Origin of the sequence: Caulobacter sp. 602-1 (assembly GCF_003931565.1) — a bacterium.
Lineage (GTDB): Bacteria > Pseudomonadota > Alphaproteobacteria > Caulobacterales > Caulobacteraceae > Caulobacter.
In genome coordinates this window covers 69,238-89,903 of sequence record NZ_RRYI01000001.1, presented here as the reverse complement: position 1 = coordinate 89,903, position 20,666 = coordinate 69,238, and the positions used below count along the sequence as shown (strand labels likewise).

General features: G+C 68.2%; 23 protein-coding genes and 1 riboswitch. Of the genes, 18 read left to right on the top strand and 5 right to left on the bottom strand.

The window, feature by feature from the left end:
* The first annotated feature begins 16 nt into the window (after positions 1-16).
* From EIK80_RS00465 to EIK80_RS00450, 4 genes are all read left to right on the top strand, one after another.
* Positions 17-676 (top strand): methyltransferase, encoded by a 660-nt coding sequence (locus tag EIK80_RS00465; RefSeq protein WP_125155009.1) that lies wholly within the window; start codon positions 17-19, stop codon positions 674-676.
* A 46-nt stretch (positions 677-722) separates the two neighbouring features.
* A complete protein-coding gene (locus EIK80_RS00460; RefSeq protein WP_125155008.1) occupies positions 723-1,076 on the top strand; it encodes a VOC family protein in 354 nt (117 codons plus the stop codon).
* A 3-nt stretch (positions 1,077-1,079) separates the two neighbouring features.
* Positions 1,080-1,607, top strand: a complete 528-nt coding sequence (locus EIK80_RS00455; protein WP_125155007.1) for a hypothetical protein — start codon at positions 1,080-1,082, stop codon at positions 1,605-1,607.
* Positions 1,608-1,685: 78 nt separating this feature from the next.
* Positions 1,686-2,189, top strand: a complete 504-nt coding sequence (locus EIK80_RS00450) for a YkgJ family cysteine cluster protein (protein WP_125155006.1) — start codon at positions 1,686-1,688, stop codon at positions 2,187-2,189.
* On the opposite strand, the gene EIK80_RS00445 is transcribed toward EIK80_RS00450, so the two are convergent.
* A complete protein-coding gene (locus tag EIK80_RS00445; protein ID WP_125155005.1) occupies positions 2,186-3,046 on the bottom strand; it encodes an NAD(P)-dependent oxidoreductase in 861 nt (286 codons plus the stop codon). The two genes, EIK80_RS00450 and EIK80_RS00445, sit on opposite strands and share 4 nt — an antisense overlap.
* A 34-nt stretch (positions 3,047-3,080) precedes the next feature.
* Between EIK80_RS00445 and EIK80_RS00440 the strand changes: the two genes are divergently transcribed.
* The 10 genes from EIK80_RS00440 to EIK80_RS00395 all read left to right on the top strand — a co-directional run bounded on the left by EIK80_RS00440 (position 3,081) and on the right by EIK80_RS00395 (position 10,902).
* Positions 3,081-3,440: an MmcQ/YjbR family DNA-binding protein gene (locus tag EIK80_RS00440; protein ID WP_125155004.1), complete on the top strand. Its 360-nt coding sequence runs from the start codon at positions 3,081-3,083 to the stop codon at positions 3,438-3,440.
* A gap of 118 nt (positions 3,441-3,558) precedes the next feature.
* Entirely contained in the window at positions 3,559-4,398 is an 840-nt protein-coding gene (locus tag EIK80_RS00435) for an aldo/keto reductase (RefSeq protein ID WP_125155003.1), read from the top strand.
* A 52-nt stretch (positions 4,399-4,450) separates the two neighbouring features.
* Positions 4,451-4,684: a type II toxin-antitoxin system ParD family antitoxin gene (locus EIK80_RS00430; protein WP_125155002.1), complete on the top strand. Its 234-nt coding sequence runs from the start codon at positions 4,451-4,453 to the stop codon at positions 4,682-4,684.
* Positions 4,681-5,070, top strand: a complete 390-nt coding sequence (locus tag EIK80_RS00425; protein ID WP_125155001.1) for a type II toxin-antitoxin system RelE/ParE family toxin — start codon at positions 4,681-4,683, stop codon at positions 5,068-5,070. Before EIK80_RS00430 ends, EIK80_RS00425 begins: the two co-directional genes overlap by 4 nt.
* 65 nt (positions 5,071-5,135) lie before the next feature.
* Complete coding sequence (locus EIK80_RS00420; protein ID WP_125155000.1) at positions 5,136-6,410, top strand: glutamate-5-semialdehyde dehydrogenase; 1,275 nt, start codon at positions 5,136-5,138, stop codon at positions 6,408-6,410.
* Positions 6,376-7,026, top strand: a complete 651-nt coding sequence (locus EIK80_RS00415; protein WP_125154999.1) for a nicotinate-nucleotide adenylyltransferase — start codon at positions 6,376-6,378, stop codon at positions 7,024-7,026. The genes EIK80_RS00420 and EIK80_RS00415 overlap by 35 nt, the downstream gene beginning before the upstream one ends.
* Before the next feature lie 133 nt (positions 7,027-7,159).
* Positions 7,160-7,591, top strand: coding sequence for a ribosome silencing factor (rsfS, locus tag EIK80_RS00410; RefSeq protein ID WP_125155808.1), 432 nt, complete (start codon positions 7,160-7,162; stop codon positions 7,589-7,591).
* 167 nt (positions 7,592-7,758) lie between these two features.
* Complete coding sequence (gene rlmH / locus EIK80_RS00405) at positions 7,759-8,223, top strand: 23S rRNA (pseudouridine(1915)-N(3))-methyltransferase RlmH (RefSeq protein WP_125154998.1); 465 nt, start codon at positions 7,759-7,761, stop codon at positions 8,221-8,223.
* A 118-nt stretch (positions 8,224-8,341) separates the two neighbouring features.
* The gene (locus tag EIK80_RS00400; RefSeq protein ID WP_125154997.1) at positions 8,342-9,397 is read left to right on the top strand and encodes a murein hydrolase activator EnvC; all 1,056 of its coding nucleotides are present in this window, start codon (positions 8,342-8,344) and stop codon (positions 9,395-9,397) included.
* A 113-nt stretch (positions 9,398-9,510) separates the two neighbouring features.
* The gene (locus EIK80_RS00395) at positions 9,511-10,902 is read left to right on the top strand and encodes a S41 family peptidase (RefSeq protein WP_125154996.1); all 1,392 of its coding nucleotides are present in this window, start codon (positions 9,511-9,513) and stop codon (positions 10,900-10,902) included.
* 69 nt (positions 10,903-10,971) lie between these two features.
* On the opposite strand, the gene EIK80_RS00390 is transcribed toward EIK80_RS00395, so the two are convergent.
* Complete coding sequence (locus tag EIK80_RS00390) at positions 10,972-12,192, bottom strand: dipeptidase (protein ID WP_125154995.1); 1,221 nt, start codon at positions 12,190-12,192, stop codon at positions 10,972-10,974.
* A 57-nt stretch (positions 12,193-12,249) separates the two neighbouring features.
* Entirely contained in the window at positions 12,250-14,652 is a 2,403-nt protein-coding gene (locus tag EIK80_RS00385; RefSeq protein ID WP_125154994.1) for a TonB-dependent receptor, read from the bottom strand.
* A gap of 383 nt (positions 14,653-15,035) precedes the next feature.
* A riboswitch (glycine riboswitch) is annotated at positions 15,036-15,126 on the bottom strand.
* 205 nt (positions 15,127-15,331) lie between these two features.
* On the opposite strand from EIK80_RS00385, the gene EIK80_RS00380 reads away from it, so the two are divergent.
* The 4 genes from EIK80_RS00380 to EIK80_RS00365 are packed head-to-tail and all read left to right on the top strand — an operon-like array spanning position 15,332 to position 19,351.
* A complete protein-coding gene (locus EIK80_RS00380) occupies positions 15,332-16,513 on the top strand; it encodes a divergent polysaccharide deacetylase family protein (RefSeq protein ID WP_125154993.1) in 1,182 nt (393 codons plus the stop codon).
* Positions 16,514-16,535: 22 nt separating this feature from the next.
* Entirely contained in the window at positions 16,536-17,024 is a 489-nt protein-coding gene (locus tag EIK80_RS00375; RefSeq protein WP_125154992.1) for an RNA pyrophosphohydrolase, read from the top strand.
* A 23-nt stretch (positions 17,025-17,047) separates the two neighbouring features.
* Positions 17,048-18,544 (top strand): alpha/beta hydrolase, encoded by a 1,497-nt coding sequence (locus EIK80_RS00370; RefSeq protein WP_125154991.1) that lies wholly within the window; start codon positions 17,048-17,050, stop codon positions 18,542-18,544.
* Between the two features lie 57 nt (positions 18,545-18,601).
* Positions 18,602-19,351 carry an alpha/beta fold hydrolase gene (locus EIK80_RS00365; RefSeq protein ID WP_125154990.1) on the top strand — a complete coding sequence of 250 codons (750 nt, stop codon included), beginning with the start codon at positions 18,602-18,604 and terminating at the stop codon, positions 19,349-19,351.
* Here EIK80_RS00365 and sugE read toward each other — a convergent pair.
* Together sugE and EIK80_RS00355 are read right to left on the bottom strand one after the other, a co-directional pair.
* Complete coding sequence (gene sugE / locus EIK80_RS00360; protein WP_125154989.1) at positions 19,348-19,671, bottom strand: quaternary ammonium compound efflux SMR transporter SugE; 324 nt, start codon at positions 19,669-19,671, stop codon at positions 19,348-19,350. The genes EIK80_RS00365 and sugE overlap by 4 nt on opposite strands.
* Positions 19,672-19,803: 132 nt before the next feature.
* The gene (locus tag EIK80_RS00355; RefSeq protein WP_125154988.1) at positions 19,804-20,556 is read right to left on the bottom strand and encodes a hypothetical protein; all 753 of its coding nucleotides are present in this window, start codon (positions 20,554-20,556) and stop codon (positions 19,804-19,806) included.
* Between the last annotated feature and the right edge of the window lie 110 nt (positions 20,557-20,666).

Here is a 20,666-nt window from a genome sequence, read left to right as displayed (position 1 = left end):
AGGCTCTAAGGCCGGCATGATCGTCCAGACCCTGGAAGGCCGCCGGGCCTTCATCCGCGACAACACCCGCTTCCAGCCGACGCCACACGCGCCGGAACTGTCGCTTCACCTGGCCGACGAGATCACGCCGATCTGGAAGCTGACAGAAGAGGCGCTGGAAGAGATCGGCCTGCCGCCACCCTTCTGGGCCTTCGCCTGGGCCGGCGGCCAGGCCCTGGCGCGCTACATCCTCGACAACCCCGAGACCGTCGCCGGCAAGCGCGTGATCGACTTCGCCACCGGCTCGGGCATCGTCGCCATCGCGGCGATGAAGGCCGGCGCGGTCAGCGTGCTGGCCGCCGATATCGACGTCTTCTGCGAGGCGGCCGTCGGGCTGAACGCCGAGGCCAATGGCGTCGTGGTCGCCTTCACCGATGTGAATCTTCTGGACGCTCCGCCGCCGGAAGCCGACGTCCTGCTGGCCGGCGACATCTGCTACGAAAAGCCGATGGCCGAGGCGGTGATGGACTGGCTGCGGCAGGGCAGGACCAGCGGCGCCAGCGTGCTGATCGGCGATCCGGGCCGCACCTATTTCCGCAGGGACGACCTGGTGAAGCTGGCCGAGTATCAGGTCGAGACCACCCGCGAGCTCGAGGACTTCGCCGTGAAGCGCACGAGCGTCTGGACTCTGCCCTAGCGGCGAACTAGAACATTTAGAGAACATCGTTTTCGGGAGAGCACCCATGCGTGAGGACGGCAAGATCGACTATATCGAGTGGCCGGGCGGCGACCTGCCGGCGACCAAGAGCTTCTATTCGGCCGCCTTCGGCTGGAGCTTCGTCGACTACGGCCCCGACTATGTCGCCTTCGAGGGCCAGGGCGCCGATGGCGGCTTCGCCAAGCCGCAGGAGGGCGCGACCGACCGTCCGCTGGTGATCCTCTACGCCCACGACCTTGAAGCCATGCTGGACAAGGTGGTGAAGGCCGGCGGCGTTGTCACCGCCCCGATCTTCAGCTTCCCCGGCGGTCGCCGCTTCCATTTCACCGACCCGTCCGGCAATGAGCTGGGCGTCTGGAGCGCGACGGGGATCGAGTAGACCATGCGTCTGGTGAGCGTGAGCATCTTGCTGTCGGCGATGGCCGGAGCCGCTTGGGCGGAAGATCCGCCGCCGGCGCCCGTGCCGGCCGAGGTTGGCGCGCTGCAAGGCTGCTGGCGCGGCGGAGGCGACGTCATGGGCAAGGCGGTCGAGATCACCCTCGCCGCCAAACCCGTCGCGCTGGGGACGATGTTGGCTGTGGACGCCGACAGCCGCGCCAAGGCCGATCCCAAGGATCGCTACGCCGCCCACCTGGTGTTCGGCGGTCGGGGCGCGGCGCCGAAAGGCGGCGAACCCACCGGCGTGTCTGGCTTCTGGTCCGACAGCTTCGGCGGCGACTTCACCGCCGTCGGCCGGGGCGCGGCCCAGCCGGGCGGATTCGACATCGCCTACGCCTATCCGGACGCCAGCTTCGTCAACCGCTGGCGGCGAGACGGCGACAAGTTGACCTGGACGATCGTGATGAAGAGCGGGGCCAAAGAGACGCCGTTCGCCCGCTACGACCTGGCCCGGACGACCTGTCCGGCATAGCCTCCGCCCCATCAAACCGTCACACGGTGTCGCTACCGTCCGCCTCCTGACGATCAAGCTCAATTCGGGCAGGAGCGGATGGGCGACAAGAGTTGCGGCGACTGCGGCCTGTGCTGCAAGGTTTTGGCCATCGAGGCCCTGAACAAGGCCGACGGCGTCTGGTGCTCGCACTTCAGGAAGGGCGGCGGCTGCGGCAATTACGAACGACGGCCCCAGGCGTGCCGGAGCTTCATGTGCCTGTGGATCACGTCCGAAAGGCTGGGCGACGCCTGGCGGCCGGACAAGGCCGGCTTCGTCCTGTATTCCGACCGCGACGGCAAGCGCCTGAACGTGGTGGTCGACGCCAGCAAGCCCGCCAGCTGGCGGCGCGAGCCGTACTATTCCTACATCAAGAACATGTCGCGCCGGGCGCTGGATGGGTATGAGCTGGTGGTCTGCATCGGCGACCGCCGCATCGTGGTGTTCCCCACGGAAGAGATCGACCTGGGCGTCCTGCCGCCCGATCGCAAGCTGGTCAGCGGCTATGTCGAACGCGACGGCGGCCTGACGCCCTTCGCCATGGTGCTGGCCGACGCGGACTAGAACCGCGGGTGGAACGCCCTCGGCCTCCACTCGAAGTCCCGCATCGCCGCGGAGCTGTCGAAGGTCAGGTCCTGGCCCATCCGCGCGCCCATGGCCACCGTCGCACCCGGATAGAACGGCTTGGCCAGCCGCATGATCAGGCCAAACAGCCAGGTCGGCATCGGCAGGCTGCGCGGAGTCTTGCCCATACCCTCGAAGATCCGGTCGACCATCAGGCGGTAGGTCACGGTCTCGCCGCCCACCAGGTCATAGGCTCGGTTCCTCGTCGCCGGCGCGTGGGCGGCGGCCAGCGCGCCAGCCGCCAGATCCTCGGCATGAACCGGCTGGCGCAGGCCCGCGCCGTCGCCCGACAGCGGCATCACGTGGAAGCGGCGGATCAGGCGGGCGATGCGGCTGACGTTCTCGTCGTGACCCTCGTCATAGATCAGGGTCGGCCGCAGGACGGTCCAGGCGACACCGTGCTCGGCGCACCAGGTCTCGACCGCCGCCTCCGCCTCCGCCAACCTCCGCGCCACCGCTCGCTCGCCCTCGTCCGGCGAGTCGACCTTGGTGAAGCGGCTGGTCGAGGAGAAGGCGATCAGGCGCTCCATGCCCCGGCTCTTGAGCGCCGGCAGGGCTGGCGGCAGCAGCCAGATGGGCGACAACGCGAACACCGTCGCCGCCACCGGCAGGCGATCGTCCAGGTCGGGATCCTTCAGGTCGCCGCCGATCCAGCAGGTCTCTTCGGCCGGCGGGCGCCGGCTGAACGCCGTCGGGTCCAGCCCCTCGGCCTTCAGCCGCGCCAGCAGGTGCCCCCCGATCAGGCTGGTCGCGCCCAGCACCAGGACCGGCGTCTTCAGGGTGTTCTCAGCGTCCATTCCCCACATATAGTCGCGCTGGGGAAGAGAGCCCATGACCTACGACGACGTCAGAGCGTTCGCGTTCAAATTGCCCGGGGTCGAGGATGGGACCGCCTATGGCCGGCCCTGCCTGAAGGCGCACGGCAAGTTCCTGACCCGCCTGTTCGAGGACGGCGAAAGCCTGGTCTGCCCCGCCGTGCCGTCCGATGAACGCGAGATGCTGGTCGAGGCCGAACCGGACGTCTTCCATGTCACCGACCATTTCAGGAACTACCCCTATGTCCTGGTGCGCCTGGCCCAGGCTCATCCGGGCACGGTTGAGCGACTGGTCCTCCGTCAATGGCGCGCGACCGCGCCCAAGAAGCTGCTGAAGGCCTGGGACGACGCCCATCCGACGGCGGCCCCGCCTTGAGGATCCGCGCCGGGCGAGCCTTCGCCATGGTCTTGATCGCCCTCTCGCGCGTTCGAGCCAAGGTGGCGCTGGCCAGGCCAGAGCCTATATGCGCCTGACGTCTTCCCAGGAGTTCTCCATGTCCAAGCTCGTTCCCGCCATCCGTTCGGGCGACGTCCTGATGCCCGCCCTCGGCTTCGGCACCTGGCAGCTGGAGAACGGCACGGCCGTCCCCCTGGTCGAGAAGGCCCTGGCGGTCGGTTACCGCCACATCGACACCGCCCAGATCTATGGCAACGAGCGCGACGTCGGCGCGGGCATCAGGAACAGCGGCGTCAAGCGCGACGAGATCTTCCTGACCACCAAGGTCTGGATCGACAAGTTCCACGATGGCGACCTGCAGCGCTCGGCCGAGAAGAGCCTGGAAAAGCTGGGTGTCGACCATGTCGACCTGCTGCTGCTGCACTGGCCCAAGCCCGAGGCGCCGCTGGCCGAAACCCTGAAGGCGCTGAACGAGGTCCAGTCGCGGGGCCTGACCCGCGCCATCGGCCTGTCGAACTTCCCCTCGGCCCTGCTGGAAGAAGCCGCGAAGCTGTCGGAAGCCCCGATCGCCAACGATCAGGTCGAGTATCACCCCTACCTGTCGATCAAGACCCTGAAGGCCAAGGCCGACGCGCTGGGCGTCTCGATCACGGCCTGGTCGCCGCTGGCCCAGGGCAAGGTCGCCCAGGACCCGGTGCTGGTCGAGATCGGCCGCGCCCACGGCAAGACCCCCGGCCAGGTCACCCTGCGCTGGATCATCCAGCAGGGGATCATCGCCATCCCGCGCACCAAGAACCCGGCGCGGATCGAGGAGAACTTCGACATCCTCGACTTCGCCCTGTCCGACGACGAGATGACCCGGATCCACGCCCTGGCGCGGCCGGACGGCCGGCTGGGGGACTGGCTGGACAAGGCTTATGCGTGGGACGCGGAGTAGCACGTCAAGCGCGGCCCTTGCCAATTTTTGCCAAGAACCGCATCCTGATCCCATGACCACGATGAACATCTCGTTGCCGGACGCCTTGAAGGCCTTTGTCGACGAACAAGTCTCTGGCCGCGGTTACGGGACCAGCAGCGAGTATGTCCGGGACCTGATCCGCAAGGATCAGGACCGCCAGCATCTCCGCACCCTGCTGCTGGACGGCGCGGCCACGCCGTCTGGCGCCAAGGCGGACGCGAAATACTTCGACGCGCTTCGGGCGCGGGTGCGCGACCGCTCTTGAAGTCCAAGGACGTCATACCGCGCGCCCTGGCGGAGCGCGACATCAACGACGCGCTGGATTTCTATCTGGCGGAAGCCAGTCGGAAAGTCGCACTCGGCTTCATCGACGCGCTCGAACGGGCCTATCGGTTGATCGGCGAACGACCGGACGCCGGCTCGAGCCGCTACGCCCACGAACTCGACCTGCCCGGCCTGCGCGGTTGGCCGTTGCGCGGCTATCCCTATGTCGTCTTCTACATTGCCCGCGAGGATCACATCGACGTCTGGCGTGTGCTGCACACAGCCAGCGACATACCGGCCTGGATGGCCGGCGACCCATCCCGAAGCGAGACCGCCCCAACAAAACTCCGTCCGTTTTCAGACGAACCTTGTTTCATCCTGCCCTGAAAGCGCCTAGGTAAGCCTCAACCTGAGCATAACTTACCAGGACCATCAGGATCAGGACGGGGACGATGGACGACGCGGGCGCCAGCTTGCAGGCGACGATGGCGGGGATGGGCCGGACGGCTCGCGAGGGCGCGCATGCGCTTCGCCTCGCCACGCCAGAGCAGCGCACCGCCGCCATCCAGGCCATGGCCGCCGCGATCCGCGAGGACGCCGTCGCCATCCTGACCGCCAACGCCAAGGACCTGGGCCGCGCCGAGGCCAACGGCGTCTCCGGCCCGATGCTGGACCGCCTGGCCCTGGACGAGGCGCGCCTCGAGGGCGTCGCCGCCGGGGTCGAGGCCGTGGCCGCCATCCCCGATCCGGTCGGCGTGGCCACCGCGCGCTGGACCCAGCCCAACGGCCTGGACATCAGCCGCGTCCGCACCCCGATCGGCGTGATCGCCATGATCTATGAAAGCCGCCCGAACGTGACCGCCGACGCGGCCGCGCTGTGCGTGCGCTCGGGCAACGCGGTGATCCTGCGCGGCGGTTCGGAGTGCATCCACTCCAACCTCGCGCTGCACGCTTCGATAGAACGCGGTTTGAAGGCCGCTGGCCTTCCCGCCGCCGCCGTCCAGATCGTCAGAACCCCGGACCGCGCCGCCGTCGGCGCCATCCTGTCGGGTCTGGACAAGGCCATCGACCTGATCATCCCGCGCGGCGGCAAGAGCCTGGTCGCCCGCGTCCAGGCCGAGGCCCGCGCCCCGGTGCTGGGCCACCTGGAAGGCCTCAACCACGTCTTCGTCCACGCCGGCGCCGATATGAAGAAGGCCGTCGACATCGTCGTCAACGCCAAGCTGCGGCGGGTGTCGGTCTGCGGCTCGGCCGAGACCCTGCTGGTCGACAAGGCCGCCGCCGAAAAGCTCCTGCCCCCGATCGCCGACGCCCTGATCCGGGCCGGCTGCGAACTGCGCGGCGACGCCGCCGCCCGCGCCATCGAACCTACGATGAAGAAGGCTACCCCTGAGGACTGGACCACCGAATACCTGGCCCCGATTCTGGCCGTGGCCGTGGTCGACGGCGTGGCCGGCGCCGCGCGGCACATCGCGGCCCATGGCTCGGGCCATACCGACGCGATCGTCACCGAGGACGCCTCAGCCGCCGACGCCTTCGTGGCCGAGGTCGACAGCGCCATCGTGCTGGTCAACGCCTCGACCCAGTTCGCCGATGGCGGCGAGTTCGGCTTCGGGGCCGAGATCGGCATCGCCACCGACAAGCTTCATGCCCGCGGCCCGGTTGGGGCCGAGCAACTGACGACGTTCAAATATGTGGTTCGCGGGACCGGCCAGACTCGTCCCTGAGGCCGGCCGGCCCAACGCTCAGCGTCTTGGCTTCCATCTGGAGCCGGGCATGCGCGTCGGCCTGTTCGGCGGCAGCTTCAACCCGGCGCACGAGGGCCATGCCCACGTGGCCGAGACGGCCATGCGCCGCCTGGAGCTGGACCGCGTCATCTGGCTCGTGTCGCCGCAGAACCCGCTGAAGTCGTCGCACGAAACCCGGCCGGTGGCCGAGCGGATGGCGAACGCCCGCCGCTGGGCGCGCGGCTCGGGCATGATCGTTTCCGACGCCGAGACGCGGCTGGGCTCGCAATACACGATCGACACCCTGCGGGTGCTGCGGGCGCGCTATCCCGGCGTGAAGTTCGTCTGGGTGATGGGCGCCGACAGCCTGGCCACCTTCCATCGCTGGCGGGGCTGGACCCAGATCATGCGCGAGGTGCCGGTGGCCGTGATCTCCCGCCCCTGGATCGCGCTGAAAGCCCGCACCTCGCCGGCCGCCCGCCGCTTCGCCTTCGCCCGCTGGCCCGCCAGCGCCGCGGCCAAGCTGCCCGACGCCCAGTCGCCGGCCTGGGTCTACCTCACGGGACCGCTGAACTTCGCGTCCTCGACCGCCATGCGGGCGCGGCAAAAGGGCTGAAAGCCAAGCTTTCGAGCGTTGCGTGAACGCCTCAGGGCCACTGGCGAATCGGCGTTCGACCATCACCCCCTCACGGTTCGCCCAATTCCGTGCTATGAGGACTATCCACAGCGACCCCATAAGGAGCAATCCGCTGCGTAGCGACCCCGCGCTTAATGCGCACGAAGGCCCGGCCGGCGCCGAGTCCTCGACTGAATCCCCGGGCCTGAGTCTGCCCCTCGATCTCAAGGCGCTGGAGCGCCTGATCCTCGAACGTCTGGATGACGACAAGGCCCAGGACATCGTCCACATCGACTTGGCGGACAAGAGCTCGGTCGCCGACAGCCTGATCGTGGCGTCGGGCCGTTCGCACCGTCACGTCGGCGCTCTGGCCGACCACCTGCTGCGGGCGCTGAAGGAAAACGGCTACGGCAAGGCGCGGGTCGAAGGCCTGCCGCACTGCGACTGGGTGCTGATCGACGCCGGCGACGTCGTCATCCACCTGTTCCGTCCCGAAGTGCGCAGCTTCTACAACATCGAGAAGATCTGGGCGGTCGACGCCCCGCACCGCACCGCGGCGAATTGATCCCTCGTGCTCGGCCGTCGCTCTTCGCTGAGTGACGGCCTAGAGCATTTTCCGATAAGTGTGAAACGGTTATCGGATCGAAAAATGCTCTAAGCTTTTGAAATAGAGCCCTTTTTATCCGATCTGATTGATGCGATCAGATCGGAAAGGGCTCTAGAGCTTCCTTCATGAAGATCACCATCCTCACCGTCGGAAAGCTCGGCCGCATGGTCGAGGCGCAATTGGCCGTGGACTATGCGTCCCGCGCCACCGCCTCCGGCCGCGCCCTGGCCCTGGGTCCGGTCGAGATCCTCGAGGTCGAGGCCCGCAAGCCCGGCAAGGCCGCCGAGGCCGAGGTCCTGCGTCCGCACCTCGACGGCGCCCACGTCATCGCCTGCGACGAGCATGGCAAGACCTGGAAGAGCCGCGCCTTCGCCGATCATCTGGCCCGCCTGCGCGACGACGGGGCGCGACGGGTGGTGTTCCTGATCGGCGGGGCCGACGGCCTGGATCCCTCGATCCTGGCCGCCGCTCACGAGACCATGGCCTTCGGGCCGCAGACCTGGCCGCACGCCCTGGCCCGGGCCATGCTGGCCGAGCAGATCTATCGCGCCGCCACCATCCTTTCGGGCTCGCCCTATCACCGCGATTAGGGCTAGAGCATTTTCCGATCCAACTGGATCGGTGAAATGCTCTAGCGTTCTGTTTTGGCGCATTTTCTGACGACGAACCGGCATCCACTTCGTCGGGAAATGCTCTAGAGGTTGGACGATGTCCCGCTCGCGACTCGTCATCGCCCTCTGCGCCCTGGCCCTCGCCGTCCCGACGGCCGTGGTCGGCTGGCAGCGCGCCGATCGCGCGATCGAGGACCAGCGGGCCAAGGATCGCCAGACCGCCATCGACACCCGCCGCGAGATCGAGGATCTACGGGCCGAGCTGGACCGCCTGGACCACGCCCGCATCGCCGCCGGCGGCGATGTCGACGCCAAGCGGGCGCGGCTGGAATCCCTGAACGCCCGCGAGAACGCCATACTGGCCGACCTGGGCGCCAACCGGCAGCGGCTGTCGCTGCTGCTGTCGGCCTTGCAGCTGTTTCGCCGCGATCCGCCGCCGGCCCTGCTGGTGACGCCGAACGACGCGCGCGACGCGGTGCGCGCCGCGATCCTGATCCGGGCCATGACGCCGGAGCTGCAGCGCCGCGCCGAGGCCTATGGCCGCCAGGCCGTGGCGGTCGGGACCCTGCGCCGCGAGGCCGCCGCCGCCTCGGCGGAACTGTTCACCGCCGAGAGCGCGGTCGCCGACCGCAAGGGCGAGATCGAGCGGCTGATCATCGAGAAGACCCAGCTGGAGCGGGCCTATGCCCAGGAAGCCCTGACCCAGCAGAATGAGCTGCGCACCCTGGGCGCCCTGACCGACGGCCTGGGTCGGGTCGAGGCCACCGGGCCGCTGGTGCTGCGCCCTCCCGCCGCGGGCGAGATCGTGCGCCGCTTTGGCCAGGACATGCCGGCCGGCGGCAAGTCGCCAGGCCTGACCCTGCGCACGGAGAAGGGCCTGACCGTCAACGCGCCGGTCGCGGGGACGGTCGAATACGCCGGCGCGCTGAACGGCTGGGGCGCGGTGCTGATTCTTCGAGCCCAGGGCGCCTATCACGTGGTCGTGGCGGGCCTCGACCAGATTACCGCGTCACCCGGACAATCTGTCGCGGCCGGCGCCCCCATCGGCAAGATGCCGGATCATGTATCTTCGGAGCCGGAACTCTATCTAGAGGTCCGGGAGAACGGCGCGCCGGCCGATCCGGAGCGTTGGCTCAAACAGGAGTCGCGGTAGACGGCTTTTTCAGTAATGGTGGCCGTAATTATACCTCCGGCTTCTGACAGTGGTTGGATGGGGCTAAAATTGGTTTGCGACGCCGCGCGTCGCCAGGGAGCCTTCTGGGCCTAATGCGCAAGTATCTGCTCATCGGAGTTTCGGCCTTCGTCCTCGGCGCGGGGGCCATGGCCTATGTCAGTCCCATCGCCCAGGCGAACAACGCGCCCAAGACCAAGACCTACAAGATGCTCGAGCTGTTCGGCGACGTGCTGGGCACGGTCGAGGACCAGTACGTCACCGAGGTCGACGACAAGAAGCTGATCGAAGCGGCGCTGGACGGCATGCTGACCAGCCTCGACCCGCACTCGGGCTATCTGTCGCCCGACAGCTATGAGGACATGCAGGACACCACCCGCGGCGAATATGGCGGTCTCGGCCTGGAAGTGACCAGCGAGGACGGCGTCGTGAAGGTGATCTCGCCGATGGATGGCACTCCGGCCTCGCGCGCCGGCGTCCAGGCGGGCGACTACATCACCGCCGTCAATGGCCAGAGCGTGCTGGGCCTGACCGTCAACGAGGCGGTCAAGCAGATGCGGGGCCAGCCCGGCGAAGCCGTCACCCTGACCATCGCTCGCGATAAGACCGATCCGTTCGACGTCAAGCTGGTCCGCGAGGTGATCAAGCCCAAGGCCGCCATCGCCCGCATGGAAGGCGACTACGGCTATGTCCGCCTGCCCGGCTTCAACGAGAAGGCCACCGACGCCCTGGTCGCCTCCATCAACGAGCTGAAGGCCAAGAACCCGAAGATGAAGGGCTTGATCCTCGACCTCCGGAACAATCCGGGCGGTCTGCTGGACCAGGCGGTCGGTGTGGCCGACGTGTTCCTGGACGGCGGCGAAGTGGTCAGCCAGCGCGGCCGCGATCCGCGCAATATCCAGCGCTACAACGCCCGTCCCGGCGATCTGCTGAACGGCATGAAGATGGTCGTGCTGATCAACCAGGGCTCAGCGTCAGCGGCGGAAATCGTCGCCGGCGCGCTGCAGGATCGCCACCGCGCCGAACTGGTCGGCCTGACCAGCTTCGGCAAGGGTTCGGTCCAGACCGTGATCCCGCTGCGCGGCGGGGCCGACGGCGCCCTGAAACTGACCACGGCGCGCTACTTCACGCCGTCGGGCCGCTCGATCCAGAAGACCGGCATCGCCCCGGACCTCGAGGTCGCCCAGACCCGCGACCAGGCCCAGGACATCGCCAACCGCGTCTGGTTCAGCGAGGCCAGCTTCAAGAACGCGCTGAACGCCGACGAGGGCAAGACCCGCGTGGGCGTCCACACGCCCGCCGAAGCCCCGCCGACGGCCTTCGACGACAAGAAGGGCGACTTCCAGCTGCAGCGCGCCATCGCCGTGCTGAACGCCGGCGGCGTCGCCAATACGCCGAAGCTGCCCAAGCCGGCGGCCAAGGTCGCCGAGGTCACCGCCAAGGCCGCCGCGGCGGCGGCCGGCAAGCCGGTCAGCGAAAACAAGTAAGGCTTTCCGCCTTCCTCGATCCAATCAGCGCCGCTCCGGGCAACCGGGGCGGCGCTTTTCGTTTCTGCCCTACGCGGCCTTGGCCGCCTCGGCCGCGCGCAGCAGCCGCAGGACATTGCCGCCCCAGATCTTGGCCAAGTCGTCGCGGGTGTAGCCCTCGGCCAGCAGGCGCTCGCTGATCTTCCAGTAGTCCGAGGCGTCGTTCAGACCGGTCACCCCGCCGCCGCCGTCGAAATCGATGCCGATCCCGACGTGGTCGACGCCGGCCACCTTCAGCGCGTGGTTCAGGTGGTTCATGAAGTCCTCGAAGGTCGCCTTCGGGACCGGGTACTTGGCGTCGATGGCCTTCATCTCGGCCATGAAGCCCGCGCGTTCGGCCTCGGTCATCTTGGCCCGCGCGCCCGCCTTGGCCCGCAGCGCCGCCATGGCCGCGTCGCGCTCGGCGTTCTTGGGCGTCTCGATCAAGTAGCTGGAATAGGCGTCGACCTGGATGACGCCGCCGCTGGCCGCCAGGGCCTTGATGCGGGCGTCGTCGACATTGCGCGGATGGTTGAACACCGCCTTGCAGCCCGAATGGGTCAGGATCACCGGCGTCTTCGAGAGTGCGATCAGCTGATCCAGCACTTCGTCGGACGAGTGCGAGCCGTCCAGCACCACGCCCAGGCGGTTGGCCTCGGCGACGAACTGTTTCCCCAGCGGCGACAGGCCATGCCACTCGGGCGTGTCCGTCGAGCTGTCGGCCATGTCGTTGTTCTTGAAGTGGGCCAGGCCCGAGATCCGCACGCCCAGCGCATAGAAGGTCGACAGCAGGGTAACGTCGCCATCCATCGGATAGCTGTTCTCGACGCTGACGAACACCACGCGCTTGCCCTGGGCGGCGATGCGCTCGGCGTCGTCGGCCTTCAGGGCCAGGGCGAACTTGTCGCCGTGCTTGGCGACCATTTCGCGGATCTCGACGCCGCGGATGATCGCCGCGTCGCGGGCCGCCCGCGTGGCCTCGGGCGTGCGCGGTCCCTGGTTGGTGAAGATGGCGAAGAAGCCGCCGTCCAGCCCGCCCTCGACCATGCGGGGATAGTCGATCTGCGAGCCGTCCTTGTCGGCCGAGTGGCGGTCGAGGATGTCCCAGCCCGGCCGGCCGAAATTAGCGGGGGTGTCCAGGTGGGTGTCGAGGGTCAGCAGGCCCTCGTGCAGCTTGCGCGCGGCGGCCGGATCGGCGGCCCAGGCCGTCATGGGCGCGGCGCCGGCGACCAGGGCCAGGGCGGCGGTCGTGGCGAGAAGGAAACGGGTCATGGGTACGCTCGAAAAGGGTCCGGCCGGCCCTTGCAGAGGCCGACCGGAGGGCGGGGACTAGAAGTCGGCGGAGATCGTGAACTGGATCGTGCGCGGCGGCGCCGGGCGGAAGCTGGCGGGCGTGTTCACCGTGGTGTTGATGGTGCCCAGATAGTCCTTGTCGAACAGGTTATCGATATTGACCCGCGCCTTGACCTGGCTGAACGGCCCGGCCGCGAAGCCGTCGCCGATGTCGATATAGGCGTTGACGATGGTGTAGCCGCCGACCTTCTCGCTGTTGATGAAGTTGGTGAAGCGGCTCTCCAGGTGGCGGGCCGAGATGTTCATCAGCAGGCCGTCGAAAGGCTCCAGCGTCACGCCGCCCTGGAACACCCAGTCGGGGAAGTCCGGCACCTTCTTGCCGGCGACGGCCAGGGTGGTCGGCGCGGCCGTGGTGCTGGCGCGATAGTTCAGGACGTCGTCCTGGAACTTGGCGTCGTTATACGAGACGTTGGCGTTGAAATAGGCCTTGCCGGCGAACAGTTCGGGCTTCCACTGGCCGCTGAACTCGACGCCCTTGGCCTTCACCGCCCCGACGTTCTGGTAGAAGGTCTCGGTCGTGCCGCCGCCGCCGGGCACCAGCGAGGCGAAGGCCTGCAGGCGGTTCTTGAACTCGGTCTGGTAGGCCACGATCGAGGCGTTGAACGTCTTGTGGTTGGCGCGGTAGCCCAGTTCCCAGTTGGTCGAGGTCTCGGGATCGGGGCCGGCGACGGTCGGGCTGGCGGCCGAGAAGATGTCGTCGGCGCCGCGCGGCAGGGCCATGTTCTCCGAATACGAGGCGAAGATCTGGTCGCGGCCGGTCACGCTGTAGACCGCGCCGACCTGGGGCAGGAAGCTGTCCTTCCAGTTGTCCTTCAGGATCGGGTGGCGGCCGTTGATATAGTCGGCCGGATTGCGATAGCCGGCGATCTTGTAGTCGATGTCGGTGGCCTTGAAGCCCAGCTCCAGCTTCAGCTTGGCGTCCAGCAGGGTGACGGTGTCCTTGACGAAGAACTGCTTGGTCTCGCGCAGCGACTTGTAGTCGCGCTGGGCGTGGACCCGCTCGTTGAACAACGGCTTGCCGTCGGGATTGCCGTTCTCGACATTGTAGCGGTTCTGGGTGCGGTGATAGTCGTCGTTCTCCAGCCAGAGGCCGGCCTCGATCTTGTTGAAGCCAAGATGCCAGGCGACCTTGGCGGTGACGCCCTTGCGGATCCCGTCGATGCCGGACAGGCCGTACTGGATGCCGCGTGGGGCGACGATGCCCGCCACCTTGCCGACCTCGGCGTCGTAGCTGGCCTTGGACGTGGCGTAGGCCTCCGGCGAGACGCCGTAGCCGCCCTTGTCCTCGTAATAGGCCGTGGTGGTCAGGTCGAAATTGTCGGTGATCGGCGTGTTCAGCGTCAGACCGTAGAGGTGGTCCTTCCGCTTGTTGACGGCGAACTTGTAGTACTGGGCGTAGTTGGCGTTGGAGTACGGCACCCCCGCCACGGCTTCCGGCAAGCTGCCCGTCGGGATCGACAGCGGCGTGCCGAACGGGACCGAGGTCGGCACCGCGCCCAGATAGGCGAAATAGCGCCCCTGGCGGCCGAACACGTCGCCCGCCGTCCCGGCGTACTGGGCCTTGGTGATCGACGGGCTGTCATAATCGAAATAGTCGTTGTGGACGGTCTGGAAGCTGATGTCGCCGCCGTTGGGCAGGTCGTACTTCAGCTTGCCCTCGTAGTGCTTGCGATCGATCGTGCCCGGACCGCGCCACAGATCGCCCTTGATCCACGAGCCGCTGACATAGCCCGACAGCGGACCCACCTTGCCAGACTCCAGGCGCAGGAAGGTGCGGCGCAGATCGTCGCTGCCGAAGGTCTGGCTGATCGCGCCGCCAGCGTCTTGCGACGGGGCCTGGGTGAAGTAGTCGACGATGGGGCCCAGCGAAGCGTAGCTGGGCAGGGCGACGTCGCCGGCCCCAGCCGAGGCGGTCACCCGCAGCAGGTTCTCGTTGTCGACATAGCGATAGATCGGGCTGCCGCCGAACTGGTCGCTGCGGCCCATCGGGATGCCGTCCAGCAGGAAGCCGATCTGCTGGAAGTTGAAGGCCCGCACCGAGACCGAGTTGCCGAACTCGTACATGCCCAGGGCGTCGTTGGCCTGGACGTTGAAGCCCGGAAGGCTCTCCAGCATCTTCAGACCGGTGATCCCGGCCGGCGCCGACAGCAGGGCCTCGCGGGTGATCGAGACGGTGGCCGTGGCGTGGTCGGTGCCGATGGCGACACTGGCTTCCGACAGGCGCTTGCCCGTCACCACGACGGTTTCCAATTCGGCGGCCTTGTCGGCCTCCTGGGCCAGGACCGGCGTCGCGCCCCCCAGGACGGTGGCTGCGAGAAGAAGCGCCCTAAGGCGGGCGGCGGTGCGTGCGGATCCGTGAGTGGTCATGACTATCCCCAATCATTTTGACCAGGGCAACGTCATCAAGGCGACACCATCGGTAAATCAAGAAACGTAAGGAATAGGGCCAAATATTCACAAAGTTAAAACGTTGCACAGCTTTGCCGAATTTATGAACATCGGTAATATTGATAGGTGAACTTATAATAGATATTTCGCGAAAGTCGTTCATGACGATCGCGTTCAATACATTTCGCTATATCGATAAACGGGATCAGCTAGATCGACATTGGCGCACGCGTGGGTCTGAGCGAACCGGGACGGCTCGCCTTCACACCCCCGCTGTCCTTGGGCCTGAGAGATTCAGCGCCCCGCCTCCGATGGACGGGCGGTCGCCTTGCTCCTTCGGCGAGGGCGGTACGCGCCCTGCTTTCCAGCGTTCAACGTCTCGCGCGGTCCTTCTGCTTGAGCGTTTCCGGGGTGGTTTCGCCTTCAGCGCCGGGCCAGGGGCCCGATCTCTCCCGCGAGAGGTCTTCAGGAGATGGGCCATGCGCGCGCCCGTCAACCGATCAGGTCTCGCGCGAACGCCGTGATCGTTCAGCGCCCGCCGCGATTGCAGAAAACGCCAATTTCAGCGGCGCCCGCGTCGCCGCGTCGCAGCGCGAGGGCCGGCAGGACGTCCTCTGGCCATATCTCGTTAACCATATGTTGGAAGCTTCCCCGCTAGCCTCAACGGGTCATGGCCGTCTCCTTCTCGCGTAAGCCCGCCTATGCCGCCGCCACGCCCGCTCCGGGCGGGTCCGGCGACCTGCGCGCCAAGCTGATGGCCGCGGTCAGCAATCCGTTCATCGGCGCCAGCGGCGCGGCCTGCCTGTTCCTGGCCTCGCTGGCGACGCTGGTCCTGATCACCAGCGACCCCCATGCCGGCTCGCCTGTGATTCGGCTGGAGCTGACGAAGATCGGCGCCACCAAGAACGCGCCCGAAGGCTGGCGCGAAGGCCTGGGCGGCGAAGGCGCGCACGAGGCCGAACTGGTCCCCGGCCAGCTGGGCCTGTCGGCCAATCCCTTCGCGCCCGTGAAGCCCGAGGACGCCCAGGCCCCGACCGCCGAGGGTCTTCAGAACCTGCCGCCGATCCAGCAGGGCCCGGGCCTGGCCCAGGCGCCGATCGCCGGCCTGACCGCGCCGGGCCCCGGCGGCGGTCCGCTGCCGATCATCGGCGCCGACGGCCGCACCGCGGCCGAGGCCTATGCCCGCCCGTTCACGCCCAACGGCCGCCCCAAGGTGTCGGTGGTCATCGGCGGGCTGGGCCTCAACGCTCAAACCACCCGCGCGGCGATCGAGACCCTGCCCGGCGAGATCACCCTATCCTTCGCGCCCTATGCCGAGGGCCTGCAGGGCTGGATCGATCTGGCCCGCGCCCACGGCCACGAGGTCCTGCTCGAGACCCCGATGGAGCCGGCCGACTATCCGGCCAACGATCCGGGTCCCTACACCCTGATCGCCGCCAACCGGCCCGAGGACACCGTGCGCAAGCTGGAGTGGCTGATGTCGCGCGCCACCGGCTATTTCGGTCTGTCGAACTATCTGGGCGCCCGCTTTGTCGACAACGACCAGGCGATGGCGACCTTCAACGGCGTGCTCAAGTCGCGGGGCCTGGCCTTCGTCGACGACGGCCTGGCCTCACGCCGCGCCGGCCCGATCCCGCGCGCCTCGGCGGACCGGGTGATCGACGACGAGCTGTCGGCCGGCGCCATCGACACCCAGCTCAGGGCGCTGGAGACGGGCGCGGCCGGTCGCGGACAGTCGCTGGGCTCGGGTTTCGCCTATCCGGTGACGATCAACCAGGTGCGCATCTGGGCCGCCGGCCTGCAGGCGCGCGGGATGCAGCTAGCCCCGGCGTCGGCCCTGGCGCACCACTAGAACTCGTGGAACAAGGCTCGGCATGACCGAGCTCGACCATCCCAAGCACCGCCCGAATGTCGGCATCGTCCTGTTCCATCCTGACGGCCGCGTCTGGCTGGGTCGTCGCCACAAACAGCCGCCGCCCTACAACTGGCAGTTCCCGCAAGGCGGCGTCGACGAGGGCGAGGACCTGGAGGCGGCGGCGCGCCGCGAGCTGGCCGAGGAGACCGGCGTCAGCTCCGTCGAACTCCTGGGCCGCACCGAAGGCTGGATCACGTACGACTTTCCGCCCGAGGTGCTGGCCAACGAAAAGCGCTCGCGCGGCTGGCTCGGGCAGAAGCAGGTCTGGTTCGCCTATCGCTTCATCGGCGACGAGGCCGAGATCGATCTGGAAGCGGACGAGCACGTCGAGTTCGACGCCTGGAAATGGGGCAGGCTCGACGAAGCACCCGAACTGATCGTACCCTTCAAGCGCGGGGTCTACGAAGCTGTGGTCGCCGCGTTCCAGGGGTTCGCGCGCGGCGGCTGATCTCCCGCGCTGGGGAGTACCGAATGGCGGATACGGTTCTGCTGATTCACGGCTACGGCTGCGCGGGGGATGTCTGGGGTCCCGTCGCCGCGCGGCTGAAGGCCGAAGGCTATAGCGTGGTGGCGCCGACCATCCGGTCGGCGGTGCGCACGGTCGAGGGGCCGCGCGCGGGCCTGGTCGGCCTCTCCCTGGCCGACTATGTCGCCGAGATGAGCGCCCTGGCCCAGACCCTGGCCAAGGAGACCGGCAAGAAGCCACTGGTCTTCGGCCATTCGATGGGCGGGCTGATCGCCCAGAAGGTCGCCGAGGCCGGCCATGCGTCGGCTCTGGTGCTGTTCGCCCCGGCTTCGCCGGCCGATGCGCGCGGCAAGCCCAAGCTTTCTCCGGTCTTCACCTTCCTGAACATGGCCCTCCAATCGAGGCCCGAGACCCGGGCGGGCAAGATGTGGAAGACCGGCTTCAAGTTCGGCGTCATGAACGCCGTGCCGGCCGAGCGTCACGACGCGCTCTACGCCACGATGGTCTATGACAGCGGCCAGGCGCTGGCCGACCTGGCTTGGCCGCACAAGGACGTCCACAAGACGGCCTATGTCGATGAAACCAAGGTGACCGTGCCGATCCTGGTCAATGCCGGCGCCTTGGACCGCACCACGCCGCTGGACGATGTCCAGCGTCTCGGCCGCAAATACCCGCAGGCCGAACTCAAGATCTACCCCAACAACGCCCATTATCTCATAGACGAGCCCAACACGATGAAGATCCTCGACGACGTGATCGCCTGGCTGACGGGCAAGAACAAAGCTCCGGCCGCCACGGCGGCTCCGGCTCCCGCGCCCGCCGCGGCTCCGGCTCCGGCTCCGGCTCCGGCCAAGCCGCCCGAACCCGCGCCGACGCCGGTAAAGGCGGCGGAGCCTGCCCCGACGCCGGCTCCAGCCCCAACGCCGGTCCCGGCCCCCGCGCCAACCCCCGTGGCGGCCGCTCCCGCTCCGGCGGCCGAGAAGCCCGCGCCGAAGAAGGCCGCGGCCCCCAAGGCCGCCGCCAAGCCGAAGACCGAGGCGAAGCCCAAGGCGACGGCCAAGGCCGCGCCCGCCAAGACCGAGGCCGCTCCGAAGCCGGCCACGAAGGCCAAGGCCGCGCCGGCCGCCAAACCCGCGCCGGCCGCGAAGGCTGCTCCGGTCGCCAAGCCCAAGGCTCCGGCCAAGGCCGCCGCCGCGCCGAAGCCCGCCGCCAAGGCCGCTCCGGCCCCGGCCGCGAAGGCCGCGCCTGCCGCTAAGCCCAAGGCTCCGGCCAAGCCGAAGGCCGAGGCCGCTCCGGCTCCCGCCAAGACCGCCGCGCCGAAAGCCGCCCCGAAGGCTCCGGCCGCGAAGCCGGTCGCCGCCAAGGCCGCGCCCAAGGCGGCCGCTCCGAAAGCCGCCGCGGCCCCGAAGACCACGGCTCCGAAGGCGGCCGCCGCCAAGGCGCCCGCGACAAAGGCGCCCGTGACAAAGGCGCCCGCCAAAACCTCGCCCAAGGCGAAGTAGAGCGTGTAGGCTGATCCCCGCCGACTGCTTCGTCGGCGGGGTTTTCTTAGGGCGTTCATGCGCGCACCCGTGATCATGGTCCACGGCGCCTTCTGCGGCGGCTGGACCTTCGACGCCTTCCGCGCGCCGTTCGAGGCGGCGGGTCATCGCGTGCTGACGCCAGACCTGATCGGGCATGACGGCCAGAGCAGCGCCGCCGGAGCCTCGATGAGCGACTACGCGCGCCAGATCGCGCGTCTGATCGAGACCTGCGAGACACCGCCGATCCTGATCGGCCACTCGATGGGCGGCTTGGTCGCCCAGATGGCCGCCGGCCGCGCCAAGACCTCCAAGCTGATCCTGCTGGCTCCCTCCGCGCCCTGGGGCGTCTCGGGCGCGAGCCTGGAGGAGGCGGTCTCGGCCGTCAGCCTCTATACTCTCGGCCCCTACTGGCTGCAGGCCATCGCCCCGGACTATGGCGTCGTGCGCCGCTACAGCGTCGACCGCCTGCAGCGCCCCGAACGCAAGGCCATCTTCGCGCGCATGACAGCCGAGAGCGGCCGGGCCCTCTGGGAAACGCTGAACTGGTGGCTGGATCCTTTCATGACCACCTCGGTCACGGCGCCGGGCTGTCCCGTGCTGGCGATCGCCGGCGGCCAGGACATCATCCATCCGCCCGCCACGGTCCGCCAGACAGCCGCGCGCCTGGGCGGCGGCGTCGAGGTGTTCCCCGAGATGAGCCACTGGCTGCCCGGAGAACCCGGCTGGGAGGCGGTCGCCGAGCGCTGCCTGGCGTTCATCGGCGACGAAGGTCGGGCGGCGGCTTAGGCCGTCGGCGAGAAGACCTTCAGCCCCAGGATTCCGGCCACGATCAGGCCCAGGCAGACGAGCCTGGCCGCGGTCGCCGGCTCCTTGAAGAGCACGATGCCGACGATGGCCGTGCCGACCGCGCCGACGCCGGTCCAGACGGCGTAGGCCGTGCCCAGCGGCAGGGTCTTCACCGCCCAGCCCAACAGGCCCATGGACAGCGCCAGGCTGATGGCGGTCAGCGCGATCGGGATCGGCTTGGTGAAGCCTTCGGTGAACTTCAGGCCCACGGCCCAGCCCACTTCGAAGAGGCCGGCGATAAGGAGGATGATCCAGGCCATGACGAGCCCCTTTTCTGAAAAGGTGGGGTCGTCCCCGGACAATCGGTCTTCGCGACAAGCAAAAGGCGCGGGGGTCGTCCCCCGCGCCTCGCCTAGATAGATCGCGCCGCCCCGGAGGGCAACCAACCGGCCTTAGCGGCTGGTGGTGCTGTAGAGGATCTGGGCGCGTTCGAAGTTCTTGCCGACCGAGGTCTCGTCCAGCTTCTTCAGGCGCATGAACACCAGACCGGCGTGACCGCCCGCCCAGGCGTCGTCCCACGACACGGTGAAGCGGCGGAAGTCGCTGCCGACCGTCTGGTCGTTGCGGATCAGGCGCAGCTGCGGGCTGTTTTCCCAGGTGGCGTAGTCGTGCAGGGCGTTGGCCAGTTCCTGGGCCTGCTCGGGGGTCTGCGCGTAGTCGATGGTGATCGTGCAGACGTTCTTGTTCGAACCCGGGTTGTCCAGGGTGATGTTGTAGGGCTTCTCGAGGGCGAAGACCCACTGCTCCTTCTTCTTCTTGAAGCCGTAGTCCTTGACCAGCTGGGCGAAATCGCCGCCAGCCACCGATGGCTTGCAGACCCTGTCCAGCACGTCCATCAGGCGGACCGACAGCGGATCGGTGGTGCGCGGACCGCGAACCGGAGCGGTATAGGTTTCGGCCGGAGCGGCGCCAGCGGCGGTCGCGGCGACGGGCGGCGCGGCTTGATCAGCCGGAGCGGCGGCGGGAGCGGCCTGATCGGCCGGGGCCGGGGCCGGCGCGGCGGCCGGAGCCGGAGCGGGCGTGGCGGCGGGAGCGGTGGTTTGCTCCTGAGCAACGGCGGCGGTCGAGACCGCGCCGAGGGCGATCAGGCTGACGAGCGCAAGGCGCATAGGCTGGATATCCCCAACAAGACGAGAGGTCGGCATTAAAACCGACAGGCGGTCCCTCGCAACCCTTATGGGTGCGGATTAAGACCAAGATTGGGCCACAAGTGTAATTTTCTCGCGCATGGCGCGATGGACGGCCGCCCCGCACG